A 21,507-nucleotide genomic window follows, 5' to 3' on the forward strand; every position below is an offset into this window, starting at 1 on the left:
TGCCGCTCCTTTTGTGCGGCAGATCGAAGCATGAGCAAAACCATCAATATCGCCCTGGTCGGCGCCACCGGTCATGTCGGTGAGGCGCTGGTCGAACTGCTCGAGGAGCGCGACTTCCCGGTCAAGGACCTGCATCTCCTGACCAGTAGCGAGTCCGCTGGGCAGAGCCTCTCCTTCCGCGGGCGTCAGCTGCGGGTCAGGTCGCTCGAGACGTTCGATTTCACGCAGGTCCAGCTGGCATTCTTTGCTGCGGGCGTGGAGGTGACGCGGGCTTTTCACGAGGCCGTGCGTGCTGCCGGCTGTTCGCTGATCGATCTCAGTGCCGCCTTGCCGCTGGATCTGGCGCCGTGCGTCCTGCCCGAGCTGGGCGAGAGCGCAACCCCAGGGCTGACTGCGCCGTGGCAGGTCAGCGTGCCGACGCCTTCGGCGACTGCCTGCGCGGTGGTGCTGGCAGCGCTGAAGCCGCTGTTGCAGCCACGCCAGGTGCAGCTGAATGCCATGCTGTCGATTTCCACGCTGGGTCGCAGTGGCGTGCAGGAGCTGGCGCGGCAGACGGCCGAGCTGCTCAATGCCCGCCCGCTGGAAACCCAGGCGGTGGATCGGCAGATCGCCTTCAATGTGCTGGCGCAGGTCGGTGCGGTGGACGAGCAGGGGCATGCTGAACTGGAGAAGCGCCTGACCGCCGAGCTGCAGCAACTGTCGGGTTTGCCCGGGCTGGCGGTGGGGGCGACCTGCGCTCTGGTGCCGGTATTCTTCGGTGACAGCCTGGCACTCGCCATGCAGAGTGACGTGGATATCGATATCGCGGCGGTGCAGCGTCTGCTGGAAACGGCCGAGGGAATCGAGCTGGTCGAGGCGGGCGATTATCCGACGGCGGTGGGTGACGCGGTCGGCCAGGATCTGGTCTATGTTGGGCGCGTTCGTCGTGGTGTGAGCGATCCACGGCAACTCAATTTGTGGATTGCGTCTGATAATGTGAGAAAAGGCGCCGCCCTGAATGCTGTGCAAATAGCCGAGTTATTGATAAAACACTATCTGTAAAAGATACTTACCTAGAAATTTGAAGAATCTTTCTAGCTTGGCAATACTGGCTGAGTTGATTGCTGAATGGGGAGCCGCTCCTGGAGCGGAGGCAGGCAGCAATTACCAAGACCTTCTCGCAAGCCGAGAAAAAGATAAAACAAGGGATAACGCTATGGTTCGGGTTCGCAAACTAGTGCTGGCAATCGCAGCGGCTTCTGCGCTGTCTTCCGGTATGGCGCATGCGCTGGGGTTGGGTGAAGTTACCCTGCAATCCTCGTTGAATCAGCCGTTGGTAGCGGAAATCGAATTGCTGGAGGTCCGTGATCTGGCCTCCAACGAAGTCATTCCCAGCCTCGCTTCTCCCGAAGACTTCGTGAAGGCGGGTGTCGATCGTCAGTATTTCCTGACCGATCTGAAATTCACCCCTGTGCTGAAGCCGAACGGCAAGAGCGTGATTCGTGTCACCTCCAGCAAGGTGGTGCGCGAGCCCTATCTCAACTTCCTGGTGGAAGTGCTCTGGCCGAACGGTCGACTGCTGCGTGAATACACGCTGCTGCTGGACCCGCCGCTGTACTCCCCGCAGACGACCGTAGCGGCCGCGCCCAAGTTGCCGGCAGCAGCCCCGGCGCCGCGCCCGGCAGCAACGCCCACTGCCAGCAGCAAGCCGGCCGCCGCGCCGCGTCCGACTGCCCCGGCGCCCGCTTCGCGCGCCATCAGCGGCAACGAATACAAGACCACGGCCAACGACACCCTCTGGGAAATCGCCCAGCGCGTCGACGGTGGCTCGGTCAATCAGACCATGCTGGCCATTCAGGATCTGAATCCCGATGCCTTCATCGGCGGCAACATCAACCGCATGAAGAGCGGTCAGGTGCTGCGCCTGCCGGATGAGCAGCAGATTCGCCGTCGCAGCAACGCCGAAGCGGTCGCCCAGGTTGCCGAGCAGAACGCTGCCTGGCGTGAAGGCCGTGCTGTCGCGTCGCGGCAGCTGGATGCCACCCGCCGTGCCGAGGCTGGTGCCGCACCGTCCACGGCGAAGACCGGGGACAGCCTGAAGCTGGTCGCCGCCGATGCGGGCAAGTCCACGCGTGGCAGTGACACCGGTTCGGCCGACAGCAAGGCCCTGGCCGACAAGCTGGCGGTGACGCAGGAAAGCCTCGACTCGACGCGTCGTGAGAATGCCGAGCTGCAGAGCCGGGTTGGCGATCTGCAGAGTCAGCTGGACAAGCTGCAGCGCCTGATTGAACTCAAGGACAACCAGCTGGCCAAGATGCAGGCCGATATGGCTGCTACTCCGGCCGCAGCGCCAACGCCTGAAACACCCGAGGTGACTCCGGAAGTGGAGGCGCCCGCTGCGGAACCCGAAGCGGTGCCGCCGGCCTCGGAGGCGGCGACGCCTCCGGTCTCGCCGCCTGAAGAGGCGGCGACTGACTACAACTATTCCGAAGAGCCGGAGGCGCCCGTCGAAGACGGCGCCGCCGCCACCGAACAGCCGGCCAGTGAGCCGGCTGCTGCCGTTGAACCAGCCGCTCCAGTGCAGCCGGTCGAGGAGAGCAAGCCTGCTGCTCCGGCTCCCGCCCCCGCTCCGCAGAGCTTCATCGATGACCTGATGAGCAACCCGATGACCCTGGGTCTGGCGGGCGGTGGTGCACTGCTGCTGTTGCTGGTCGGCCTGATGGCTCTGTCGCGCCGCAATGCGATGAAAGAAGCGGAGCAGCATGACGAACTGGGTGACGAGCTGGCCGAAGACCAGGGCTTCGCCCCTGAACTCGACATGCCCGAAGACACCTTCGCCGGCCTCGAGGACGAGCCAGCCGCCGCCGCTGCACCGGCTGGCGCCGAGGAGCGCGTTTCCGCGCAGACCGGCGATGCCCTGGGTGAGGCGGACATCTACATCGCCTATGGTCGTTTCAACCAGGCTGCCGAGCTGCTGCAGAACGCGATCAATGACGAGCCGCACCGCAGCGACCTGCGTCTGAAACTGATGGAAGTCTATGCCGAGCTGGGCGATCGCGAAGGTTTCGCCCGCCAGGACAACGAACTGCGCGAGTTCGGTGGCGTGAACGCCGAAGCCGAGCAGCTCAAGGCCAAGTATCCTGCCATCGCTGCCTTTGCCGGCGCTGGCGCGGCGGCTGCCGTGGCGTCTTCGGACGATATCGGCGAGTTCAGCCTCGACGATCTCGGTCTGGACGAGCCGCGCAACGAGTCGGCTGCTGCAGCCGCTGACGACCTCGACGATGCCTTCGACCTGAGCCTCGATGATCTCGAGTCCGACCTGGGTGGCGACATGCAGTCTGCCAAGGCGGAAGAAGCGCCGCTGTCGCTGGATGACGACCTGGATTTCGGTCTGGTCGACGAGCCGGCTGCACCGGCAGCGGCCAGCGACGATGACCTGAGCTTCGATCTGTCCCTGGATGACGACAAGGTCGAGCTGTCGCAGTCTGCCGATGACCTGTCCGACTTCAGCCTGGATCTGGATGAGCCGTCGACGGCGGCTGCGGACGATGCCGACGAGTTCCTGCTGAGCCTGGACGACGACGCCCCGGCTGCTCAGCCGGCCGATGATCTGGCCGACCTCGGCCTCGATCTGCCGGACGAAGCACCTGCTGCCGACCTCGACCTGCCGGCGGATTTCGATCTGTCGCTCGACGACGAGACCCCGGCCCAGCCTGCGGTGGAAGCCGACAGCTTCGCGGCGCAGCTGGATGAAGTCACGGCCGAGCTGGACCAGCTCTCCACCGACCTCGACGAGCCGCAGGACGCGCCGCTGGCGCCAGCCGACGGTATCGCCAGCGAGCTGGAGGGTGACGATGACTTCGACTTCCTCTCCGGCACCGATGAGACCGCGACCAAGCTGGACCTGGCGCGCGCCTACATCGACATGGGCGACACCGAGGGGGCGCGTGACATCCTCGACGAAGTGGTTGCCGAAGGCAGCGACGCCCAGCAGCAGGAAGCTCGCGAGATGATTGCCAAGCTGGTTTGATCGAATCTATGTCTGAAGCAGTACCTGTAGCGGCCGCCGAAATGGCGGCCGCTGGCTTTTCCAGAATCGCCCTGGGCCTCGAATACAAGGGCGCACGTTACCGCGGTTTCCAGCGCCAGAGCGGCCAGGTCGCCTCCATTCAGGGGTGCCTGGAAAGTGCCCTGTCCAAGGTTGCTGGCGGTGCGCCGGTGAACATTCACTGTGCCGGGCGCACCGATGCATCGGTGCATGCCAGTGGCCAGGTGGTGCATTTCGACACCACTGTCGAACGGTCGCTGCACGCGTGGATCATGGGCGCCAACATGAACCTGCCCAAGGACATCAGCGTGACCTGGGCGAAGGTGATGCCGGCGCATTTCCATGCGCGCTTCAGCGCCATGGCGCGGCGTTATCGCTATGTCATCTACAATGACCCGATCCGCCCGGCGCACATGGCCGAGGAGGTGACCTGGAATCACCGTCCGCTGGATGTGGCGCGCATGCGTGAAGCGGCCCGTGCCTTGGTCGGTACCCATGATTTCAGCGCGTTCCGTGCTACCCGGTGCCAGGCCAAGTCGCCGATCAAGACCGTGCATCACCTGGAAGTCATCGAGCATGGCCGCTTCATCGTGCTGGACGTTCGGGCCAATGCCTTCCTCCATCACATGGTGCGCAATATCGCCGGAGTGCTGATGACCATTGGCGCCGGAGAGCGTCCGACAGGCTGGGTGAGCGAGGTGCTGGAGCGAGCGGAGCGGCGCAGTGGTGGGGTGACGGCACATCCTTACGGGCTCTATCTGATTCAGGTGGAGTACCCCGACGAGTTCGAATTGCCGTCGCGCTACCTGGGGCCGCACTTTCTCTCCGGGCTGGCGGATGTGCGGGCGGACTAGGCCTTTGCTAACATCCGGCGTTCGCTGATCAAGAGGTGTGAAGTCGATGCGCGTGCGCAGCAAGATTTGCGGCATTACCCGGGTTGAGGATGCGCTGGCAGCCGTCGAGGCCGGTGCGGATGCCATCGGCCTGGTGTTCTACGCCAGGAGCCCGCGCGCGGTCAGTGTCGAGCAGGCGGTGGCGATCGTGCAGGCCCTGCCACCGTTCGTGACCAGCGTCGGATTGTTCGTGAACATGCCGCGTGAGCAGTTGCAGCTCCTGTTGGCGCAGGTGCCCCTGGATCTGCTGCAGTTTCATGGCGACGAGTCGCCGGCCGACTGCGAAGGCTTCGCTCGCCCTTACATCAAGGCGCTGCGGGTGCGTGCGGGGGAGGATGTCGCTGCGACGATGGCGCCCTATGCCGGTGCGCGGGGCATCCTGCTCGATACCTTCGTCGAGGGCGTGCCCGGGGGTACCGGTGCGGCGTTCGACTGGTCTCTGGTGCCGCAAGACGTGAGCCGGCCCATCATTCTGGCCGGCGGCCTCGATGCGAGCAACGTCGCCAGCGCGATTCGTCAGGTCAGGCCTTATGCCGTCGACGTCAGTGGCGGGGTGGAGGCGAGCAAAGGCATAAAGGATGCAAGCAAGATTCGCGCGTTCGTGCGGGCGGTCGTTGACGCGCAATGTGACGGCGACTGCGGCGGGGCCGTCAATTAGCCTGTCACGCCGCCATGGCACGTTTGTGCGCGCCATCGATGCGGCAGAAAAGAATTGCTGGAGGTGGGGGCTTCATGATGAGGCGTCCATCCGAACCAACGGTTATGGAGAAATGACAGCATGAGCAACTGGTTGGTAGACAAACTCATCCCCTCGATCATGCGTTCCGAGGTGAAGAAGAGCTCTGTGCCCGAGGGCCTGTGGCACAAGTGTCCGTCCTGCGATGCTGTGCTCTATCGTCCCGAGCTGGAAAAGACCCTGGACGTCTGCCCCAAGTGCAACCACCACATGCGCATCGGCGCGCGTGCGCGTATCGACCTGTTCCTCGATGCCGATGGTCGCGAAGAGCTGGGCGCCGATCTGGAACCCGTCGATCGCCTGAAATTCCGCGACAGCAAGAAGTACAAGGATCGCCTGTCCGCCGCACAGAAGCAGACCGGTGAGAAGGATGCGCTGATTTCTATGAGCGGTACGCTCGAAGGCATGCCGATCGCCGTCTGCGCGTTCGAATTTTCCTTCATGGGCGGCTCCATGGGCGCCATCGTCGGCGAGCGCTTCGTGCAGGCGGCCAACTACGCCCTGGAGAACCGTTGCCCGCTGGTGTGCTTCTCCGCTTCCGGTGGCGCACGCATGCAGGAGGCGCTGATCTCGCTGATGCAGATGGCCAAGACCTCCGCTGCGCTGGCGCGCCTGCGTGAAGAAGGCCTGCCGTTCATCTCGGTACTGACCGATCCTGTCTACGGCGGCGTCTCCGCCAGCCTGGCCATGCTCGGCGACGTGATCGTGGCAGAGCCCAAGGCATTGATCGGCTTCGCCGGGCCGCGCGTGATCGAGCAGACCGTGCGCGAGAAGCTGCCTGAAGGCTTCCAGCGCAGCGAGTTCCTGCTGGAGCATGGCGCCATCGACATGATCATTTCGCGCAACGAGCTGCGTCCGCGTCTGGCTCGCCTGCTGGCACAACTGATGAACCGTCCTTCTCCGGTTGCGCTGCCGGCCACTGCATGATCGAACGTAGCCTGGGCGAGTGGCTCGCCTACCTCGAGCAACTGCATCCCTCGGCCATCGACATGGGCCTGGATCGCTCGCGCGAGGTGGCGCGGCGGCTCGGCCTGGGCAAGCCCGCGCCGCTGGTGATCACCGTGACCGGCACCAACGGCAAGGGCTCTACCTGTGCCTTTCTTGCCAGCCTGCTCGCCGAGCAGGGGCAGCGCGTCGGTGTCTACAGTTCGCCGCACCTGCTGCGCTACAACGAGCGTGTCGTCCTGCAGGGGTGCGAGGCGAGCGACGCGGAGCTCTGCCAGGCCTTTGCGGCGGTCGAGGTGGCGCGCGGTGAAATCTCCCTGACCTACTTCGAAATGGGCACGCTGGCGGCCTTCTGGCTGTTCGAGCGCGCTGGGCTGGATGCCGTGGTGCTCGAGGTCGGGCTCGGCGGGCGTCTGGATGCGGTCAATCTCGTCGATGCCGACCTGGCGCTGATCACCAGCATCGGCCTGGACCATGCCGACTGGCTGGGCGACACGCGCGAGTCGGTGGCGTTCGAGAAGGCCGGGATCATGCGCGCCGGCAAGCCGGCGCTGTGCGCTGACCTCGATCCGCCACAGCCCTTGCTCAACCAGGCGCTGAACCTGGACACGCCGCTTTACCTGCGCGGGCGTGACTATGACCTGAGCGTCGATGAGCAGGACTGGTCTTGGTACGGTCTCGATACACAGGGCAGGGTGCTGCGGCTTGAACAGCTGCCGCTGCTCGATCTGCCGATGGAAAACGCCGCGCTGGCCTTGCAGGCCTACGCGCTGCTGCCGCTGCCCTGGTCCGCCGAGGCGATCCGCCGGGCCCTGCGGGCGACCCGGGTGACCGGGCGTCTGGATCGTCGCCAGGTGGATTGGCATGGCAAGGCACTCACACTGTTGCTCGATGTTGGGCATAATCCCCATGCCGCCGATTATCTGGCGCAGCGTCTGCAGAGTCGCCCGGTGAGCGGCAAGCGTCGGGCCGTGTTCGGTCTGCTGGCGGACAAGGATCTGCCGGGGGTTGTCGCGCCGCTGCTCGGTCAGGTCGACGAGTGGGCCGTGGCGCCACTCGCCACGCCACGTTCGCGTCCGGCGCAGGCCCTCGCGGACCACCTGCAAGGGCTGGGGGCTGTGGTGACGCTGCACCCGGATGTGCATGCCGCACTGGATGCACAGTGCGAGCGGGCGGCCGAGGGTGACGAGGTTCTGTTGTTCGGATCGTTTTTCTGCGTGGCCGAGGCCCTGGACTGGCTGGCCCGCCCGGCTTGATAAGGGGATTGGGGGATGGCAATGCTGGACAAGGGGCTCAAGCAGCGCATGGTCGGTGCTCTGGTGCTGGTGGCACTGGCGGTGATTTTCCTGCCGATGCTGCTGTCGCGCGAGGACGAGATGCGCCGCGTCGTGGTCGACGCTCCGGACATGCCGCAAGCGCCGGCGACTGCCGAGATCATCGTGCAGCCGGCCGAGGTGGTCGAGCCCGAGGTGTTGCCGCAGGAGCCCATTCCGGTCGAGGACGAGGCGCCGCAGGTGGTCGAGGTGCAGGAGCAGCCGAAGCCTGTCGTCGAGCCGAGCAAGCCGGAGCCGAGCAAACCCGCGCCAGTGGCGACCACGGCGCCGGCCAAGCCGGACGCTCGCCTGGATGCCAACAGCCTGCCGATCAGCTGGTCGGTGCAACTGGCCAGTCTCTCCAGCCGCAGCGGTGCGGAAACCTTGCAGAAGACCCTGCGCAGCCAGGGCTACAACGCGTACATCCGCACGTTCGAGGGGATGAATCGGGTCTTCGTCGGTCCGCTGATCGAGCGTGCCGAGGCCGAGCGCCTGCGTGACCAGCTCAATCGCCAGCACAAGCTCAGCGGTTTCGTCGTGCGTTTTCAGCCAGAGGCCGGTTGAAGCCGGCTGAGTGAAAACTTCTGCGCTCGGCCATGCTTCGTCAAGGGACGGCTCGCAATGCGTATTTGCAGCCCGTAAAGCCGAGCGCGACGTCGTTGTTTGCCTTGCCTGACCTTCGCTCGCTACATTTTTACATGGCCTGAAAGGCGGGACTTTTCATCGCCCGGTTACCCGATGCGCCGGGCTCTGGTAAAATGTTCCGCCTTTTCCGCTGGTAGGCCGCACCGTGGTATTCACCTGGGTCGATTGGGCGATCATCGCCGTCATCGCCATATCGAGTTTGATCAGCCTGAAGCGCGGCTTCGTCAAGGAAGCCCTGTCGCTGCTGACCTGGATCATCGCGGGCATCGTCGCCTGGATGTTCGGCGGCGCGCTGGCCCAGCATCTCGTCGAATTTATCGATACGCCTTCTGCACGGGTGATAGCGGCCTGTGCCATTCTCTTCATCGCCACCTTGCTGGTCGGCGCTCTGGTCAACTTTCTCATCGGCGAGCTGATTCGCGTGACTGGCCTGTCCGGTACCGACCGTTTTCTCGGCATGGTATTCGGCGCCGCACGGGGTGGCCTGCTGGTGGTGCTGCTGGTGGGGCTGGTCAGCCTGGCACCGGTGGAGCAGGACGAATGGTGGCAGCAGTCACAGCTGGTGCCGCATTTTCTGATGGTCGCCGACTGGTCGAAGAACCTCATTCTGGGGTGGTCCGGTCAGTGGTTTTCCGGTGGAGCGGCTCACCCAGCCGATCTGCTTTAAAAGAGTGGCCAGTGCGGAGCAACCGCTGCGCTGGTCGCTGAATTAGCCTGAACTATCTAGCAGGGGTCGTGGCACATGTGTGGCATCGTCGGTATCGTCGGCAAGTCGAACGTCAATCAGGCGCTGTATGACGCGCTTACCGTCCTTCAGCATCGCGGCCAGGACGCTGCCGGCATCGTGACCAGCCATGATGGTCGCCTGTTCCTGCGCAAGGACAACGGCCTGGTGCGTGATGTGTTCCAGCAGCGCCACATGCAGCGCCTGGTGGGCGACATGGGCATCGGTCATGTGCGCTACCCGACCGCTGGCAGCTCCAGCTCGGCCGAGGCGCAGCCGTTCTACGTCAACTCGCCGTACGGCATCACCCTGGCGCACAACGGCAACCTGACCAACGTCGAGCAGCTGGCCAAGGAAATCTACGAGTCCGACCTGCGTCACGTGAACACCAACTCCGATTCGGAGGTGCTGCTCAACGTCTTCGCTCACGAGCTGGCGCAGCGCGGCAAGCTGCAGCCGACCGAGGAAGACGTGTTCGCCGCGGTCACCCACGTGCACGAGCGTTGCGTCGGCGGTTACGCGGTGGTGGCGATGATCACCGGCTACGGCATCGTCGGCTTCCGCGACCCCAATGGCATTCGTCCGATCGTCTTCGGTCAGCGTCACACCGACGAAGGCGTCGAGTACATGATCGCCTCGGAAAGCGTCGCGCTGGACGTGCTCGGTTTCACCCTGATCCGTGATCTGGCTCCGGGCGAGGCGGTCTACATCACCGAAGATGGCCGTCTGTTCACCCGCCAGTGCGCGAAGAACCCGAGCTATGCGCCGTGCATCTTCGAGCACGTCTATCTGGCGCGTCCGGATTCGATCATGGACGGCATCTCGGTGTACAAGGCGCGTCTGCGCATGGGCGAGAAGCTGGCCGAGAAGATCCTGCGCGAGCGTCCGCAGCACGACATCGACGTGGTCATCCCGATCCCGGACACCAGCCGTACCGCCGCGCTGGAGCTGGCCAACCACCTGGGCGTCAAGTTCCGCGAAGGCTTCGTCAAGAACCGCTACATCGGCCGTACCTTCATCATGCCCGGCCAGGCGGCGCGCAAGAAATCCGTACGGCAGAAGCTCAATGCCATCGAGCTGGAGTTCCGGGGCAAGAACGTGATGCTGGTGGACGACTCCATCGTGCGTGGCACCACCTGCAAGCAGATCATCCAGATGGCACGCGAAGCCGGGGCGAAGAACGTCTACTTCTGCTCCGCCGCACCGGCCGTGCGTTATCCGAACGTCTACGGTATCGACATGCCCAGCGCCCATGAGCTGATCGCCCATGGTCGCACCACCGAACAGGTGGGCGAGTTGATCGGCGCCGACTGGCTGGTCTACCAGGACCTGCAGGACCTGATCGAGGCGGTCAGCGGCAGCAAGAAGATCAAGATCGACAACTTCGACTGCGCGGTATTCGATGGCAAGTACGTGACCGGCGATGTCGACGAGGCCTACCTGAATCGCATCGAGCAGGCGCGCAACGATGCCAGCAAGGCCAAGTCGCAGGCTGTCAGCGCGATCATCGATCTGCACAACAACTGAAGCACGGGGCAGGGGACGCCTGCCCTCGGTCGTAGCCCGGATGCAATCCGGGGGAATGTCACACTGAAGTTCCCGGATTGCATCCGGGCTACTTATTCGTGAGGTAGAAAGATGACACTGGAATGGGATGCTGGGCGACTCGATAGCGATCTCGACGACGCAGGCTTCGACACCCTGGCGGTGCGTGCCGGTCAGCGCCGCTCGCCAGAGGGCGAGCACGGCGAGGCGCTGTTCCTCACCTCCAGTTACGTGTTCCGCACGGCCGCCGATGCGGCTGCGCGTTTCGCCGGCGAAGTGCCGGGCAACGTGTACTCGCGCTACACCAACCCCACCGTGCGCACCTTCGAGGAGCGCATTGCCGCGCTGGAGGGCGCCGAGCAGGCGGTCGCGACGGCGTCGGGCATGTCGGCGATCCTCGCCATCGTCATGAGCCTGTGCAGCGGCGGTGACCACGTGCTGGTATCGCGCAGCGTGTTCGGCTCCACCATCAGCCTGTTCGAGAAGTACCTCAAGCGTTTCGGTGTCGAGGTGGACTACGTGCCGCTGGCCGACCTGGACGCCTGGCAGGCGGCGTTCAAGCCCACTACCAAACTGCTGTTCGTCGAGTCGCCGTCCAACCCGCTGGCCGAGCTGGTGGATATCGCGGCGCTGGCCGAAATCGCTCATGCGCACGGTGCCCTGCTGGCGGTGGACAACTGCTTCTGCACGCCGGCTCTGCAGCAGCCGCTGAAGCTGGGCGCCGATATCGTCATGCACTCGGCGACCAAGTACATCGACGGCCAGGGCCGTGGCATGGGTGGTGTGGTGGCCGGGCGCAGCGAGCAGATGAAGGAAGTGGTGGGTTTCCTGCGTACCGCCGGCCCGACGCTGAGCCCGTTCAATGCCTGGCTGTTCATCAAGGGCCTGGAAACCCTGCGCATCCGCATGCGCGCGCAGAGCGAGAGCGCCCTGCAGCTGGCGCTGTGGCTGGAGCAGCAGCCGCAGGTCGAGCGCGTCTACTACGCCGGCCTGCCCAGCCATCCGCAGCATGAACTGGCGAAGCGGCAGCAGAGCGCCTTCGGTGCGGTGGTCAGCTTCGAGGTCAAGGGCGGTCGCGACGCGGCCTGGAAGGTGATCGACGCCACGCGGGTGGTGTCCATCACCACCAACCTGGGCGACACCAAGACCACCATCGCTCACCCGGCGACCACGTCCCATGGGCGCCTGACGCCGCAGGAGCGCGCCAATGCCGGTATCCGCGACAGCCTGATCCGCCTTGCCGTGGGCCTGGAAGAGCTGCAGGACCTGAAAGCTGATCTTGCGCGCGGCCTGGCTGCACTCTGAGCATGCTGGAGTGGGGTAACGACGATACGCCCAACAACGGGCGTGTCGCGCTGGTCACTGGTGCTGCGCGTGGCATTGGCCTGGGTATCAGCGCCTGGCTGATCACCGAGGGCTGGCAGGTGGTGCTCGCCGATATCGATCGGGAGCGGGGTTCCAGGGTCGCGCGTGCGCTGGGTGACAACGCCTGGTTCGTGGCCATGGACGTGGCCAAGGAAGATCAGGTGAGCCTCGGTGTTGCCGAGGTGCTGGGGCAGTTCGGTCGCCTCGATGCCCTAGTGTGCAGTGCCGCTATCGCCGAGCCGCATACGCCGGCGCTGGAGTCGCTCGATCTGAAGCGCTGGAATCGCATGCTGGCGGTGAACCTGACCGGGCCGATGCTGCTGGCCAAGCATTGCGCGCCCTATCTGCGAGGACATCGCGGTGCCATCGTCAACATCGCCTCGACCCGGGCCAGCCAGTCCGAAGCCGATTGCGAGGCCTATGCCGCGAGCAAGGGTGGCCTGCTGGCGTTGACCCATGCGCTGGCCATCAGCCTCGGCCCGGACGTCCGGGTCAATTGCGTCAGCCCTGGCTGGATCGATGCGCGTGATCCGTCACAGCAGCGCCTGGAGCCGTTGTCGGTGTTCGATCATGCCCAGCATCCGGCCGGGCGGGTCGGGACGGTCGAGGATGTCGCGGCGCAGGTCGCCTGGCTGCTCTCGGATGCGGCGGGCTTCATCACCGGCCAGGAGTTCGTCATCGATGGCGGCATGAGCCGCAAGATGATCTACCAGGACTGAGCGGGTCTGTGGAAGGCGCTTTGGTGGCGAGCTCGCAACGTAGCCTTCGCGGCTAAAGTCCGCTCCCGCGTCAGTCCGCTCCGGCGTCAGCATGGCGCAATGAAAAAGGCTCCCGAGGGAGCCTTTTTCATGCCGAGGCGAATTACATGTTGGGGTAATTCGGGCCGCCAGTGCCTTCTGGCGCCACCCAGGTGATGTTCTGGGCCGGGTCCTTGATGTCACAGGTCTTGCAGTGCACGCAGTTCTGCGCGTTGATCTGGAACTTCTTCTCGCCGTCTTCCTGAGTCACCACCTCGTATACGCCGGCCGGGCAGTAGCGCTGCGCCGGTTCGTCGTACAGCGGCAGGTTCTTCGCCAGCGGGATGCTCGCGTCGGCCAGCTTGAGGTGGCAGGGCTGTTCTTCTTCATGGTTGGTGTTGGAGAGGAACACCGAGCTCAGCTTGTCGAAGCTCAGCTTGCCGTCCGGTTTCGGGTAGGTGATCTTCGCGCATTCGGCGGCCGGCTTCAGGCAGGCGTAGTCCGGCTTGTTGTCGTGCAGCGTGAAGGGCGCGTTGCCGCCGAAAATGTTCTGGTCCAGCCAGTTGATGCCGCCGCCGATGATGGCGCCGTACTTGTGGATGGCGGCACCGAAGTTGCGGCTGCGGAACAGCTCGTCGTACAGCCAGCTGGCCTTGAAGCCGTCGACATAGTTGGTCAGCTCGTCGCCACCCTCGCGGCCGGCGGCCAGTGCTTCGGCGATCGCGTCGGCGGCGAGCATGCCGGACTTCATCGCCGTGTGGCTGCCCTTGATCTTGGCGAAGTTCAGGGTCCCGAGGTCGCAGCCGATCAGCGCGCCGCCGGGGAAGACCATCTTCGGCAGCGAGTTGATGCCACCCTTGCAGATGGCGCGGGCGCCGTAGGCGACGCGCTTGCCGCCTTCCAGGTACTTGGCGATCACCGGGTGATGCTTGTAGCGCTGGAATTCGTCGAACGGGGACAGGTGCGGGTTGGCGTAGGACAGGTCGATGATCAGGCCGACCACCACCTGGTTGTTTTCCAGGTGATAGAGGAAGGAGCCGCCGGTGTTCTCGGTGCCCATGATGTCCATCGGCCAGCCTGCGGTATGCACCACCAGGCCTTGCTCGTGCTTGGCCGGATCGATGTCCCAGATTTCCTTGATGCCGATGCCGTAGTGCTGGGCGTCGGCTTCGCTGTCCAAGTTGTACTTCTTGATCAGCTGCTTGCCGATGTGGCCACGGCAGCCTTCGGCGAACAGGGTGTACTTGGCGCGCAGCTCCATGCCGGGGGTGTAGTAGCCTTCCTTGGGATTGCCTTCGCGGTCCACGCCCAGATCGCCGGTGACGATGCCGCGTACCACGCCGTTCTCGTCGATCAGCGCTTCCTGGGCGGCGAAGCCGGGATAGATCTCGACGCCGAGGTTCTCGGCCTGTTGCGCCAGCCAGCGGCACAGGTTGCCCAGGGAAATGATGTAGTTGCCTTCGTTGTGCATGGTTTTTGGCACAAAGAAGTCAGGAATTCGGGTAGCCTTGTCGGCATCGCGCAGCAGATAGATGTCATCGCGCTTGACCGGGGTGTTCAGCGGGGCGCCCAGCTCTTTCCAGTCAGGGAACAGCTCGTTCAGGGCGCGTGGCTCGAATACGGCACCGGAGAGGATGTGCGCACCGACTTCGGAGCCTTTCTCGACCACGCAGACGCTGATCTCCTGGCCCGCTTCAGCGGCTTTCTGCTTCAGTCGGCAGGCGGCTGACAGGCCGGACGGGCCGGCGCCGACGATGACGACGTCGAATTCCATAAATTCGCGTTCCACAGGCTATCTCCTACTCAAGGCTCTTCGATGTTTTATGTTGGAGGGCGCAGCTCGATCCCTGAGTGCGGCGCGGCCATTATATCTACACCCTTCCAGCGGGCCAATACAAACGTTTGTTTGAATTTTCTGTAGGCCTGTTAGAATCCTACTACATCGCGGATGACCGGCCGGTTCGCTGTATTGACCGAGCCAGGCCGCGGGGTCAAGATACGGGCGGTTTTGCGCTCGCCGTCTGGGCTAAAAGGTTGGCTCCTGCCAATTTGTATCGCTGACCAGGCTCGCCTTGGCGAGATTCTTATTCACCGGAGAGTAACGAGGAATCCATGAAGGTTCTTGTAGCTGTCAAACGAGTGGTTGACTACAACGTCAAGGTTCGCGTCAAGGCGGACAACAGCGGCGTCGACCTCGCCAACGTCAAGATGTCCATGAACCCCTTCTGCGAGATCGCCGTGGAAGAAGCCGTCCGCCTGAAGGAGAAGGGCGTGGCGAGCGAAATCGTCGTCGTCACCATCGGCCCGGCCACTGCCCAGGAGCAACTGCGTACCGCGCTGGCTCTCGGCGCCGACCGTGCCGTCCTGGTCGAGTCCAATGACGAGCTGAACTCCCTGGCCGTGGCCAAGCTGCTCAAGGCTGTGGTCGACAAGGAGCAGCCGCAGCTGGTGATCATGGGCAAGCAGGCCATCGACAGCGACAACAACCAGACCGGCCAGATGCTCGGTGCGCTGACTGGCTTCGGCCAGGGCACCTTCGCCTCCAAGGTCGAAGTGGCTGGCGACAAGGTCAACGTGACCCGTGAGATCGATGGCGGTCTGCAGACCGTTGCGCTGAACCTGCCGGCGATCGTCACCACCGACCTGCGTCTGAACGAGCCGCGTTATGCGTCGCTGCCGAACATCATGAAGGCCAAGAAGAAGCCGCTGGAGACCCTGACTCCGGACGCGCTGGGCGTTTCCACTGCCTCCACCGTCAAGACCCTGAAAGTCGAAGCACCGGCCGCTCGCAGCGCCGGCATCAAGGTCAAGTCCGTGGCTGAACTGGTCGAGAAACTGAAGAACGAGGCGAAGGTAATCTAAATGACTATCCTGGTTATCGCTGAACACACCAATGCCGCCCTGGCTGCCGCTACCCTGAACACCGTCGCTGCTGCGCAGAAGATCGGTGGCGACATTCACGTGCTGGTAGCCGGTGCCAATGCTGGCGCTGCTGCCGAAGCCGCTGCCAAAGTCGCTGGCGTGTCCAAGGTTCTGCTGGCCGACAACGCCGCCTATGCCAACCAGCTGCCGGAAAACGTCGCGCCGCTGGTTGCCGAACTGGGCAAGGGCTACAGCCACATCCTGGCTGCCGCTACCAGCAACGGCAAGAACATCCTGCCGCGCGTCGCCGCTGCGCTGGATGTCGACCAGATCTCCGAGATCATCGCGGTCGAGAGCGCCGACACCTTCAAGCGTCCGATCTACGCCGGTAACGCCATCGCTACCGTGCAGTCCTCGGCTGCCATCAAGGTGATCACCGTGCGCTCCACCGGTTTCGACGCCGTTGCCGCCGAAGGTGGTTCCGCTGCCGTTGAAGCGGTATCCGGCCCGGCCGATGCCGGCAAGTCCGCCTTCGTCGGCGAAGAGCTGGCCAAGTCCGACCGTCCGGAACTGACCGCTGCCAAGATCGTCGTATCCGGCGGCCGCGGCATGGGCAATGGCGACAACTTCAAGCACCTGTACGCCCTGGCCGACAAGCTGGGCGCTGCCGTCGGTGCTTCGCGCGCCGCTGTCGACGCCGGCTTCGTGCCGAACGACATGCAGGTCGGTCAGACCGGCAAGATCGTCGCGCCGCAGCTGTACATCGCCGTCGGTATCTCCGGCGCGATCCAGCACCTGGCCGGCATGAAAGACTCCAAGGTGATCGTGGCGATCAACAAGGACGAAGAAGCGCCGATCTTCCAGGTGGCTGACTACGGCCTGGTCGCTGACCTGTTCGAAGCCGTACCGGAGCTGGAAAAGCTGGTCTGACCTGCTTTCCCGCTACGAAAAACCCGCTCTGATGAGCGGGTTTTTTATTGCCTGGATTCAAGGCTGCTGCAGGCTGTCGAGGAAGCGCCGGTAGAGCAGGGCGCTTTCCTCGGGGCGTTCGAGCATCGGGGCGTGGCCGACGTTGTCCATGATCGCCACGCTGGACCTGTGCAACAGGGGTTGCATGACGTCGATGCTCGACACGTCCAGCACGCGATCCTGCTTGCCCCAGAGCAGCAGGGTCGGGGCCTCGATCTTGGGCAGTTCCGGCTCGAGGGGAATGTAGCGTTCGACCAGTTGCTGGAACACCTGGTCGTAGTGGCCCGCGTTGGCCATGCTCTGTTCGGCCATGTACTGCTTGAGCGACTCCGGCAGGTACGGGGGCTCGACGAAGACGAATTGCAGCAGGCGCTGGAAGTCCTCCTGGCTGCGCACCACCAGCGGGTTGTCGGCGCCGCGCTCCAGCAACTGGAACAGTTCGCTCTTGTGCGGCGCGTCGACCCCGGCGTTGTCGAACAGCGCCAGCGAGCTGACACGCTGCGGATAGCGCGCAGCGTAGAGAGCGGCAATGTGCCCGCCCATGGAGTTGCCCAGAACATGGGCGCGCTCGATTCCCAGCGCGTCGAGAATGCCGGCCAGGCGCTCGGCCTGGGTGCCGGCGTCGTAGCTGCCGGCGGGATGGTCGCTGTCGCCGAAGCCTGGCAGGTCCAGCGCGATCACCTGATAGTCGTGGGTCAGGTCGCGGGAGAAGCGCAGCCAGTTGTCCTTGTCCGCAGCGAAGCCATGGATCAATACCAGGGTTTCGGCCGTGTCCGGTCCTCCCCGGTAGTAATGGATGTTAAGATCGCCGACACGCAGTCGTTCATGGCTGAGCCCGGCGCGATACTGCTCGATCAGGCGCAACCCCGCCAACTGGGTCGAGGGGAAGGCGTAGAGGATGGCAGCGCTGGCTGACAGCAGGGCCAGTAGCAAGAGCAGCAGTTTTTTCATGGCGCGTCCTTATCGCGAATTATTATGGCGGCGCCATTAAGCTAGCATGAACACTGAAGGTTTCCGGGATGCTTCGTCATCCTGCCGATCAACGCATGAACCGAGAGTAGCCGATGCCTAAGCGTTGTCCGTTTAAGTCGCTGTTGCTGTGGTGCGCCTTGGTCCTGATGCCGATTACCGGCCTGGCTGCGGGCAAGTGCGAGCGCCTGGTGGCGACCGGTAACCCGGAATACCCCCCTTACCTGTGGCGCGACCCGCAGAACCCGCAGCAGTTGATCGGGGCCAATGCCGACCTGCTCAAGCACCTGGCCAAGGAGCTGGGCGTGGTGGTCGACGTGATCTACACCGGCCCCTGGTCGCGGGCGCAGGACGAGGTGCGCACCGGGCGTGTCGACCTGCTCGCCGGCGCATTCATCACGCTGCCGCGTCTGGAGAACATGGATTACGTGCATCCGGCGTTCTTCTTCACGCCCAGCGTGGTCTGGGTGCGCAAGGACGAAGGGTTCGCCTATGGCAGCTGGATCGACCTGGAGGGGCATACCGGCGATACCCTGGTGGGCAACAGCTTCGGCCAGCAGTTCGATAGCTTCGCCAAGGAAAACCTGACCCTGGAAGGTGTTTCCAGCCTGACCCAGGCGTTTCAGAAGCTGCTGCTCGGGCGCACCGATTATGTGCTCTACGAGCGTTATCCCGGGCTGGCGCTGGCCGAGACCCTGGGCGTGGACGATGATCTCGAGGTGCTGGACCCACCGATCTCCAGTGAGGGCCTGTACCTCACCCTGTCGCACAACTCGGCCTGCAACGAGCCGTGGTTGCGCGGACAGCTGGCGCGGAAGATGACAGAATTGGTCGCCGCCGGGCTGCCCGAGCAGTTCCTGCAACACAACATGGAGTTGTGGAAGGCGCAGCAGATGCAGCCCGACCCGGTTGGCGACGTTACTCAGTAGGAAACTTGCGTGATCAAACGAACCTTTCCCTTGCTCATGGTGCTGGGCCTGACCGCCTGCGCCAGCGATCCTGCTCCCACCGAGCAACTGCGCCTGACCGAACAGGCGCTGACCCAGGCCCGGACATTGGGCGTGGACGGTGAGCAATCGGCCTCCCTGCGCCTGGCCGAAGAAAAGTTCGCCCAGGCCCAGGCCGCGATGCAGGACGGCGAGAACAAGGCAGCGCGTCTGCTGGCCGAGCAGGCCGAGCTGGATGCACGCCTGGCCGAAGCCGAACATATCAATGCCAAGGGGCATGAGCAGTTGCTGGAAATCAATCAGCGTATCAATCGACTGCGCCAGCAGCTGGGGGCCATGTGATGAGGGCTTTCGGCAATCTGGGTGGTCTGTTGCTGGGGGCTGCGCTGCTGAGTGGCTGTGCGTTGAACCAGGCGGCGAACGAAGAGACGCTGGAGCAGGCGCGCCTGAGCTTCCAGTCCGTCAAGGAAGACCCCGGTGTCCTGCGGGCAGCACCCAAGGACGTGATCCGCGCCGGTGAGTCGCTGGCACGTGCTGAGCGTCTGTCGAGTTACTGGGGCAGCGCCGCGGACGTGCGTCACTACGCCTACCTCAGCCAGCGCTATGCCGAGATCGCCCGGCAGCACAGCGACATCAACCTCAATCAGGAGCGCGCGGCCAAGCTCGAGCTGGAGCGTCAGCGCCTGCAACTGACCCTGCGTGAAGCCAAGCTACTCAGTGTGCAGCAGCACAATGGCTGGCTGGAGGAGCAGATGGTCAGCCTGGCCACCAGCGAGACCGAGCGTGGCCTGGTGATGACGCTCGGCGACATGCTGTTCGATGCCGGCCGTGCGGATCTGCAGCCTGCGGCCAACCGCACGGTGCTCAAGCTCGTGCAGTTCCTGCAGATCAACCCACAGCGGCGTGTACGCATCGAAGGCTATACCGACAACACCGGCGATGCGGCAGAGAACCTGGCGCTGTCCCGCGCACGTGCGCAGGCGGTGGCCGATCTGCTCGTCGACCTCGGTATCGACGCCAAGCGCATTCAGGTCGCGGGCTATGGTGTCGACTTCCCCGTGGCCGAGAATGCCTCGGCGCGCGGGCGGGCGCAGAATCGCCGGGTGGAGATCGTCTTCTCCGACGAGCGCGGCAGGCTCGGCGCCGAACGCTGACCCAGGCGTTACCCAGAACCCCGGCACTGGCCGGGGTTTTTTGTTGCCTGTCATCCGGACCTCTGGCGCTGCTGGCGAGACACAGATACCCAGAGGGTGCTGTATGAAGGAAACTGTTCTAATCTGTGCCGGTACAATTGTGTAGCAATCGGTTACTGTTACGGTCCAGTGACCCGGAGGATGATCCATGACCAATCTGTTGCTCTATCAGCGCATCGCCCAGCAGTTGGCCGAGGACATCCGTCGTGGCGTCTATCAGCCGGGGGAGCGGGTGCCGTCCGTGCGCAAGATGAGCGCACAGCTCAATGTCAGCCACGCCACTGTGCTGCAGGCCTATGCCAACCTCGAGGACCAGGGGCTGATCCGGGCGCGCCCCCAGTCAGGCTTCTACGTGCACCAGACGCCCGCGCTGACGGCGCCGACGCCGGATATTGCCAAGGTGGAGCGCCCTGGGTTGGTCACCCGTGCCAGCATCATCAATCAGGTGCTGACCGAGTCGCGGCGCGAGGGGGTGTTCCCGCTCGGCGCTGCGGTGCCGCACGTCGATTACCTGCCGGTTCGGGCGCTGCACCAGCAACTGGCCAAGGTCACCCGCTTTCACAGTCCACGCGCGTTCAGCTACATGTTCAGCCCCGGCTTCGAGCCGCTGCGCCGCCAGGTGGCGATCCGCATGCGCGATGCGGGTGTGGTGGTCGATCCGTCGGAGGTGGTGATCACCCATGGTTGCGTCGACGCTTTGCAGATGAGCCTGCGCGTGCTGACCAAGCCGGGCGACCTGATCGCCGTCGAGTCGCCGACCTACTATGGCTTGCTGCAGCTGGCCGACCTGCTCGGGCTCAAGGTCATCGAGATTCCCTGTGACCCGACTACCGGCATCAGTCTCGAGGCCTTGCAGCTGGCGGCCAACCAGTGGCCGATCAAGGCGCTGGTGCTGACCGCACGGCTGTCCAATCCGCTGGGTGGCACCATACCCGAGGAACGCCAGCGCCAGCTGTTGCGCCTGGCCGGGGACTATGATTTCCAGATCGTCGAGGACGACATCTACGGCGAGCTGATGTTCGAGCAGGGGCCGACCAAGGCGCTCAAGTCGCACGACCGCGAGAGCCGGGTGATCTACTGCTCGAGCTTCTCCAAGACGCTGTCGCCCGGGGTGCGCATCGGCTGGATCGTCGCCGGCAAGTATCAGGACGAGATTCAGCGCCTGCAGACCTTTACCACGCACTCGGCCTGCAGCGTCACGCAGATGGCGGTGGCGGCTTACCTGGAGAACGGGGGGTATGACCGCCACCTGCGGCATATCCGCCAGGAGTACCGCAAGAACCTCAGCGCCTTCCAGCTGGCGGTGCAGCAGTATTTCCCGGCAGGGACGCAGATGACCCGGCCCAAGGGCGGCTTCATTCTCTGGGTCAGCCTGCCGGCGCGGGTCAACACCAAGGACCTGCATGTGCGGGCGCTGCAGCAGGGCATCTCGATCGCGCCAGGGCTGATCTTCAGCAACACCGAGCAGTTCAACCATTGCGTGCGCCTCAACTGCGGCATCCCGTGGAATCGCGAGGCGGAGCGGGCGTTGATGACGCTGGGCATGCTGGCCACGCAGTTGTGCCAGGAAGCCGGCAGCGCCTGGGAACTGTGAAAATATCGGCGGGCGTTAACCCGTCCGGGGAGGGGGCTGCGTC

General features: G+C 64.2%; 19 protein-coding genes. 17 read left to right on the forward strand and 2 right to left on the reverse strand.

Features of this window, described 5'->3' with window-relative positions; all coding sequences use genetic code 11:
- Window positions 1-30 precede the first annotated feature (30 nt).
- From FIV02_RS09905 to FIV02_RS09955, 11 genes are all read left to right on the forward strand, one after another.
- Window positions 31-1,041 (forward strand): aspartate-semialdehyde dehydrogenase, encoded by a 1,011-nt coding sequence (locus tag FIV02_RS09905; RefSeq protein ID WP_152488509.1) that lies wholly within the window; start codon window positions 31-33, stop codon window positions 1,039-1,041.
- 154 nt (window positions 1,042-1,195) lie between these two features.
- The gene (locus FIV02_RS09910; protein ID WP_152488510.1) at window positions 1,196-4,009 is read left to right on the forward strand and encodes a FimV/HubP family polar landmark protein; all 2,814 of its coding nucleotides are present in this window, start codon (window positions 1,196-1,198) and stop codon (window positions 4,007-4,009) included.
- A gap of 8 nt (window positions 4,010-4,017) precedes the next feature.
- Window positions 4,018-4,881, forward strand: a complete 864-nt coding sequence (gene truA / locus FIV02_RS09915) for a tRNA pseudouridine(38-40) synthase TruA (protein WP_152488511.1) — start codon at window positions 4,018-4,020, stop codon at window positions 4,879-4,881.
- A 46-nt stretch (window positions 4,882-4,927) separates the two neighbouring features.
- Window positions 4,928-5,578 (forward strand): phosphoribosylanthranilate isomerase, encoded by a 651-nt coding sequence (locus FIV02_RS09920; RefSeq protein WP_152488512.1) that lies wholly within the window; start codon window positions 4,928-4,930, stop codon window positions 5,576-5,578.
- A 120-nt stretch (window positions 5,579-5,698) separates the two neighbouring features.
- On the forward strand, window positions 5,699-6,583 hold the full coding sequence (gene accD, locus FIV02_RS09925) for an acetyl-CoA carboxylase, carboxyltransferase subunit beta (RefSeq protein WP_037054398.1): 885 nt from the start codon (window positions 5,699-5,701) through the stop codon (window positions 6,581-6,583).
- Window positions 6,580-7,857 (forward strand): bifunctional tetrahydrofolate synthase/dihydrofolate synthase, encoded by a 1,278-nt coding sequence (gene folC, locus FIV02_RS09930; RefSeq protein WP_152488513.1) that lies wholly within the window; start codon window positions 6,580-6,582, stop codon window positions 7,855-7,857. Before accD ends, folC begins: the two co-directional genes overlap by 4 nt.
- Window positions 7,858-7,872: 15 nt before the next feature.
- Complete coding sequence (locus tag FIV02_RS09935; protein ID WP_134677815.1) at window positions 7,873-8,478, forward strand: SPOR domain-containing protein; 606 nt, start codon at window positions 7,873-7,875, stop codon at window positions 8,476-8,478.
- Between the two features lie 226 nt (window positions 8,479-8,704).
- A complete protein-coding gene (locus FIV02_RS09940) occupies window positions 8,705-9,226 on the forward strand; it encodes a CvpA family protein (RefSeq protein WP_037054393.1) in 522 nt (173 codons plus the stop codon).
- A 75-nt stretch (window positions 9,227-9,301) separates the two neighbouring features.
- On the forward strand, window positions 9,302-10,810 hold the full coding sequence (gene purF / locus FIV02_RS09945) for an amidophosphoribosyltransferase (RefSeq protein ID WP_047587742.1): 1,509 nt from the start codon (window positions 9,302-9,304) through the stop codon (window positions 10,808-10,810).
- A gap of 111 nt (window positions 10,811-10,921) precedes the next feature.
- A complete protein-coding gene (locus FIV02_RS09950) occupies window positions 10,922-12,133 on the forward strand; it encodes an O-succinylhomoserine sulfhydrylase (RefSeq protein WP_037054391.1) in 1,212 nt (403 codons plus the stop codon).
- 2 nt (window positions 12,134-12,135) lie between these two features.
- Window positions 12,136-12,912, forward strand: coding sequence for an SDR family oxidoreductase (locus FIV02_RS09955; protein ID WP_152488514.1), 777 nt, complete (start codon window positions 12,136-12,138; stop codon window positions 12,910-12,912).
- Window positions 12,913-13,054: 142 nt separating this feature from the next.
- On the opposite strand, the gene FIV02_RS09960 is transcribed toward FIV02_RS09955, so the two are convergent.
- Window positions 13,055-14,719, reverse strand: a complete 1,665-nt coding sequence (locus FIV02_RS09960; RefSeq protein WP_152488515.1) for an electron transfer flavoprotein-ubiquinone oxidoreductase — start codon at window positions 14,717-14,719, stop codon at window positions 13,055-13,057.
- Between the two features lie 323 nt (window positions 14,720-15,042).
- Between FIV02_RS09960 and FIV02_RS09965 the strand changes: the two genes are divergently transcribed.
- Window positions 15,043-15,792 (forward strand): electron transfer flavoprotein subunit beta/FixA family protein, encoded by a 750-nt coding sequence (locus FIV02_RS09965; RefSeq protein ID WP_037054384.1) that lies wholly within the window; start codon window positions 15,043-15,045, stop codon window positions 15,790-15,792.
- Window positions 15,793-16,722, forward strand: a complete 930-nt coding sequence (locus tag FIV02_RS09970; RefSeq protein ID WP_152488516.1) for an electron transfer flavoprotein subunit alpha/FixB family protein — start codon at window positions 15,793-15,795, stop codon at window positions 16,720-16,722. It abuts the gene before it with no gap.
- Window positions 16,723-16,779: 57 nt separating this feature from the next.
- On the opposite strand, the gene FIV02_RS09975 is transcribed toward FIV02_RS09970, so the two are convergent.
- Window positions 16,780-17,712: an alpha/beta fold hydrolase gene (locus tag FIV02_RS09975; RefSeq protein ID WP_152488517.1), complete on the reverse strand. Its 933-nt coding sequence runs from the start codon at window positions 17,710-17,712 to the stop codon at window positions 16,780-16,782.
- 113 nt (window positions 17,713-17,825) lie between these two features.
- Here FIV02_RS09975 and FIV02_RS09980 point away from each other — a divergent pair, with 113 nt between their 5' ends.
- The 4 genes from FIV02_RS09980 to FIV02_RS09995 all read left to right on the forward strand — a co-directional run bounded on the left by FIV02_RS09980 (window position 17,826) and on the right by FIV02_RS09995 (window position 21,464).
- On the forward strand, window positions 17,826-18,659 hold the full coding sequence (locus FIV02_RS09980; protein ID WP_152488518.1) for an ABC transporter substrate-binding protein: 834 nt from the start codon (window positions 17,826-17,828) through the stop codon (window positions 18,657-18,659).
- Between the two features lie 9 nt (window positions 18,660-18,668).
- On the forward strand, window positions 18,669-19,019 hold the full coding sequence (locus FIV02_RS09985) for a DUF4398 domain-containing protein (RefSeq protein ID WP_152488519.1): 351 nt from the start codon (window positions 18,669-18,671) through the stop codon (window positions 19,017-19,019).
- On the forward strand, window positions 19,019-19,831 hold the full coding sequence (locus tag FIV02_RS09990) for an OmpA family protein (protein WP_037054375.1): 813 nt from the start codon (window positions 19,019-19,021) through the stop codon (window positions 19,829-19,831). The genes FIV02_RS09985 and FIV02_RS09990 overlap by 1 nt, the downstream gene beginning before the upstream one ends.
- Window positions 19,832-20,018: 187 nt before the next feature.
- On the forward strand, window positions 20,019-21,464 hold the full coding sequence (locus FIV02_RS09995) for a PLP-dependent aminotransferase family protein (RefSeq protein ID WP_047587759.1): 1,446 nt from the start codon (window positions 20,019-20,021) through the stop codon (window positions 21,462-21,464).
- The last annotated feature ends 43 nt before the right edge of the window (window positions 21,465-21,507 follow it).

The sequence above is a fragment of the Pseudomonas sp. THAF187a genome (assembly GCF_009363395.1).
Lineage (GTDB): Bacteria > Pseudomonadota > Gammaproteobacteria > Pseudomonadales > Pseudomonadaceae > Aquipseudomonas > Aquipseudomonas khazarica.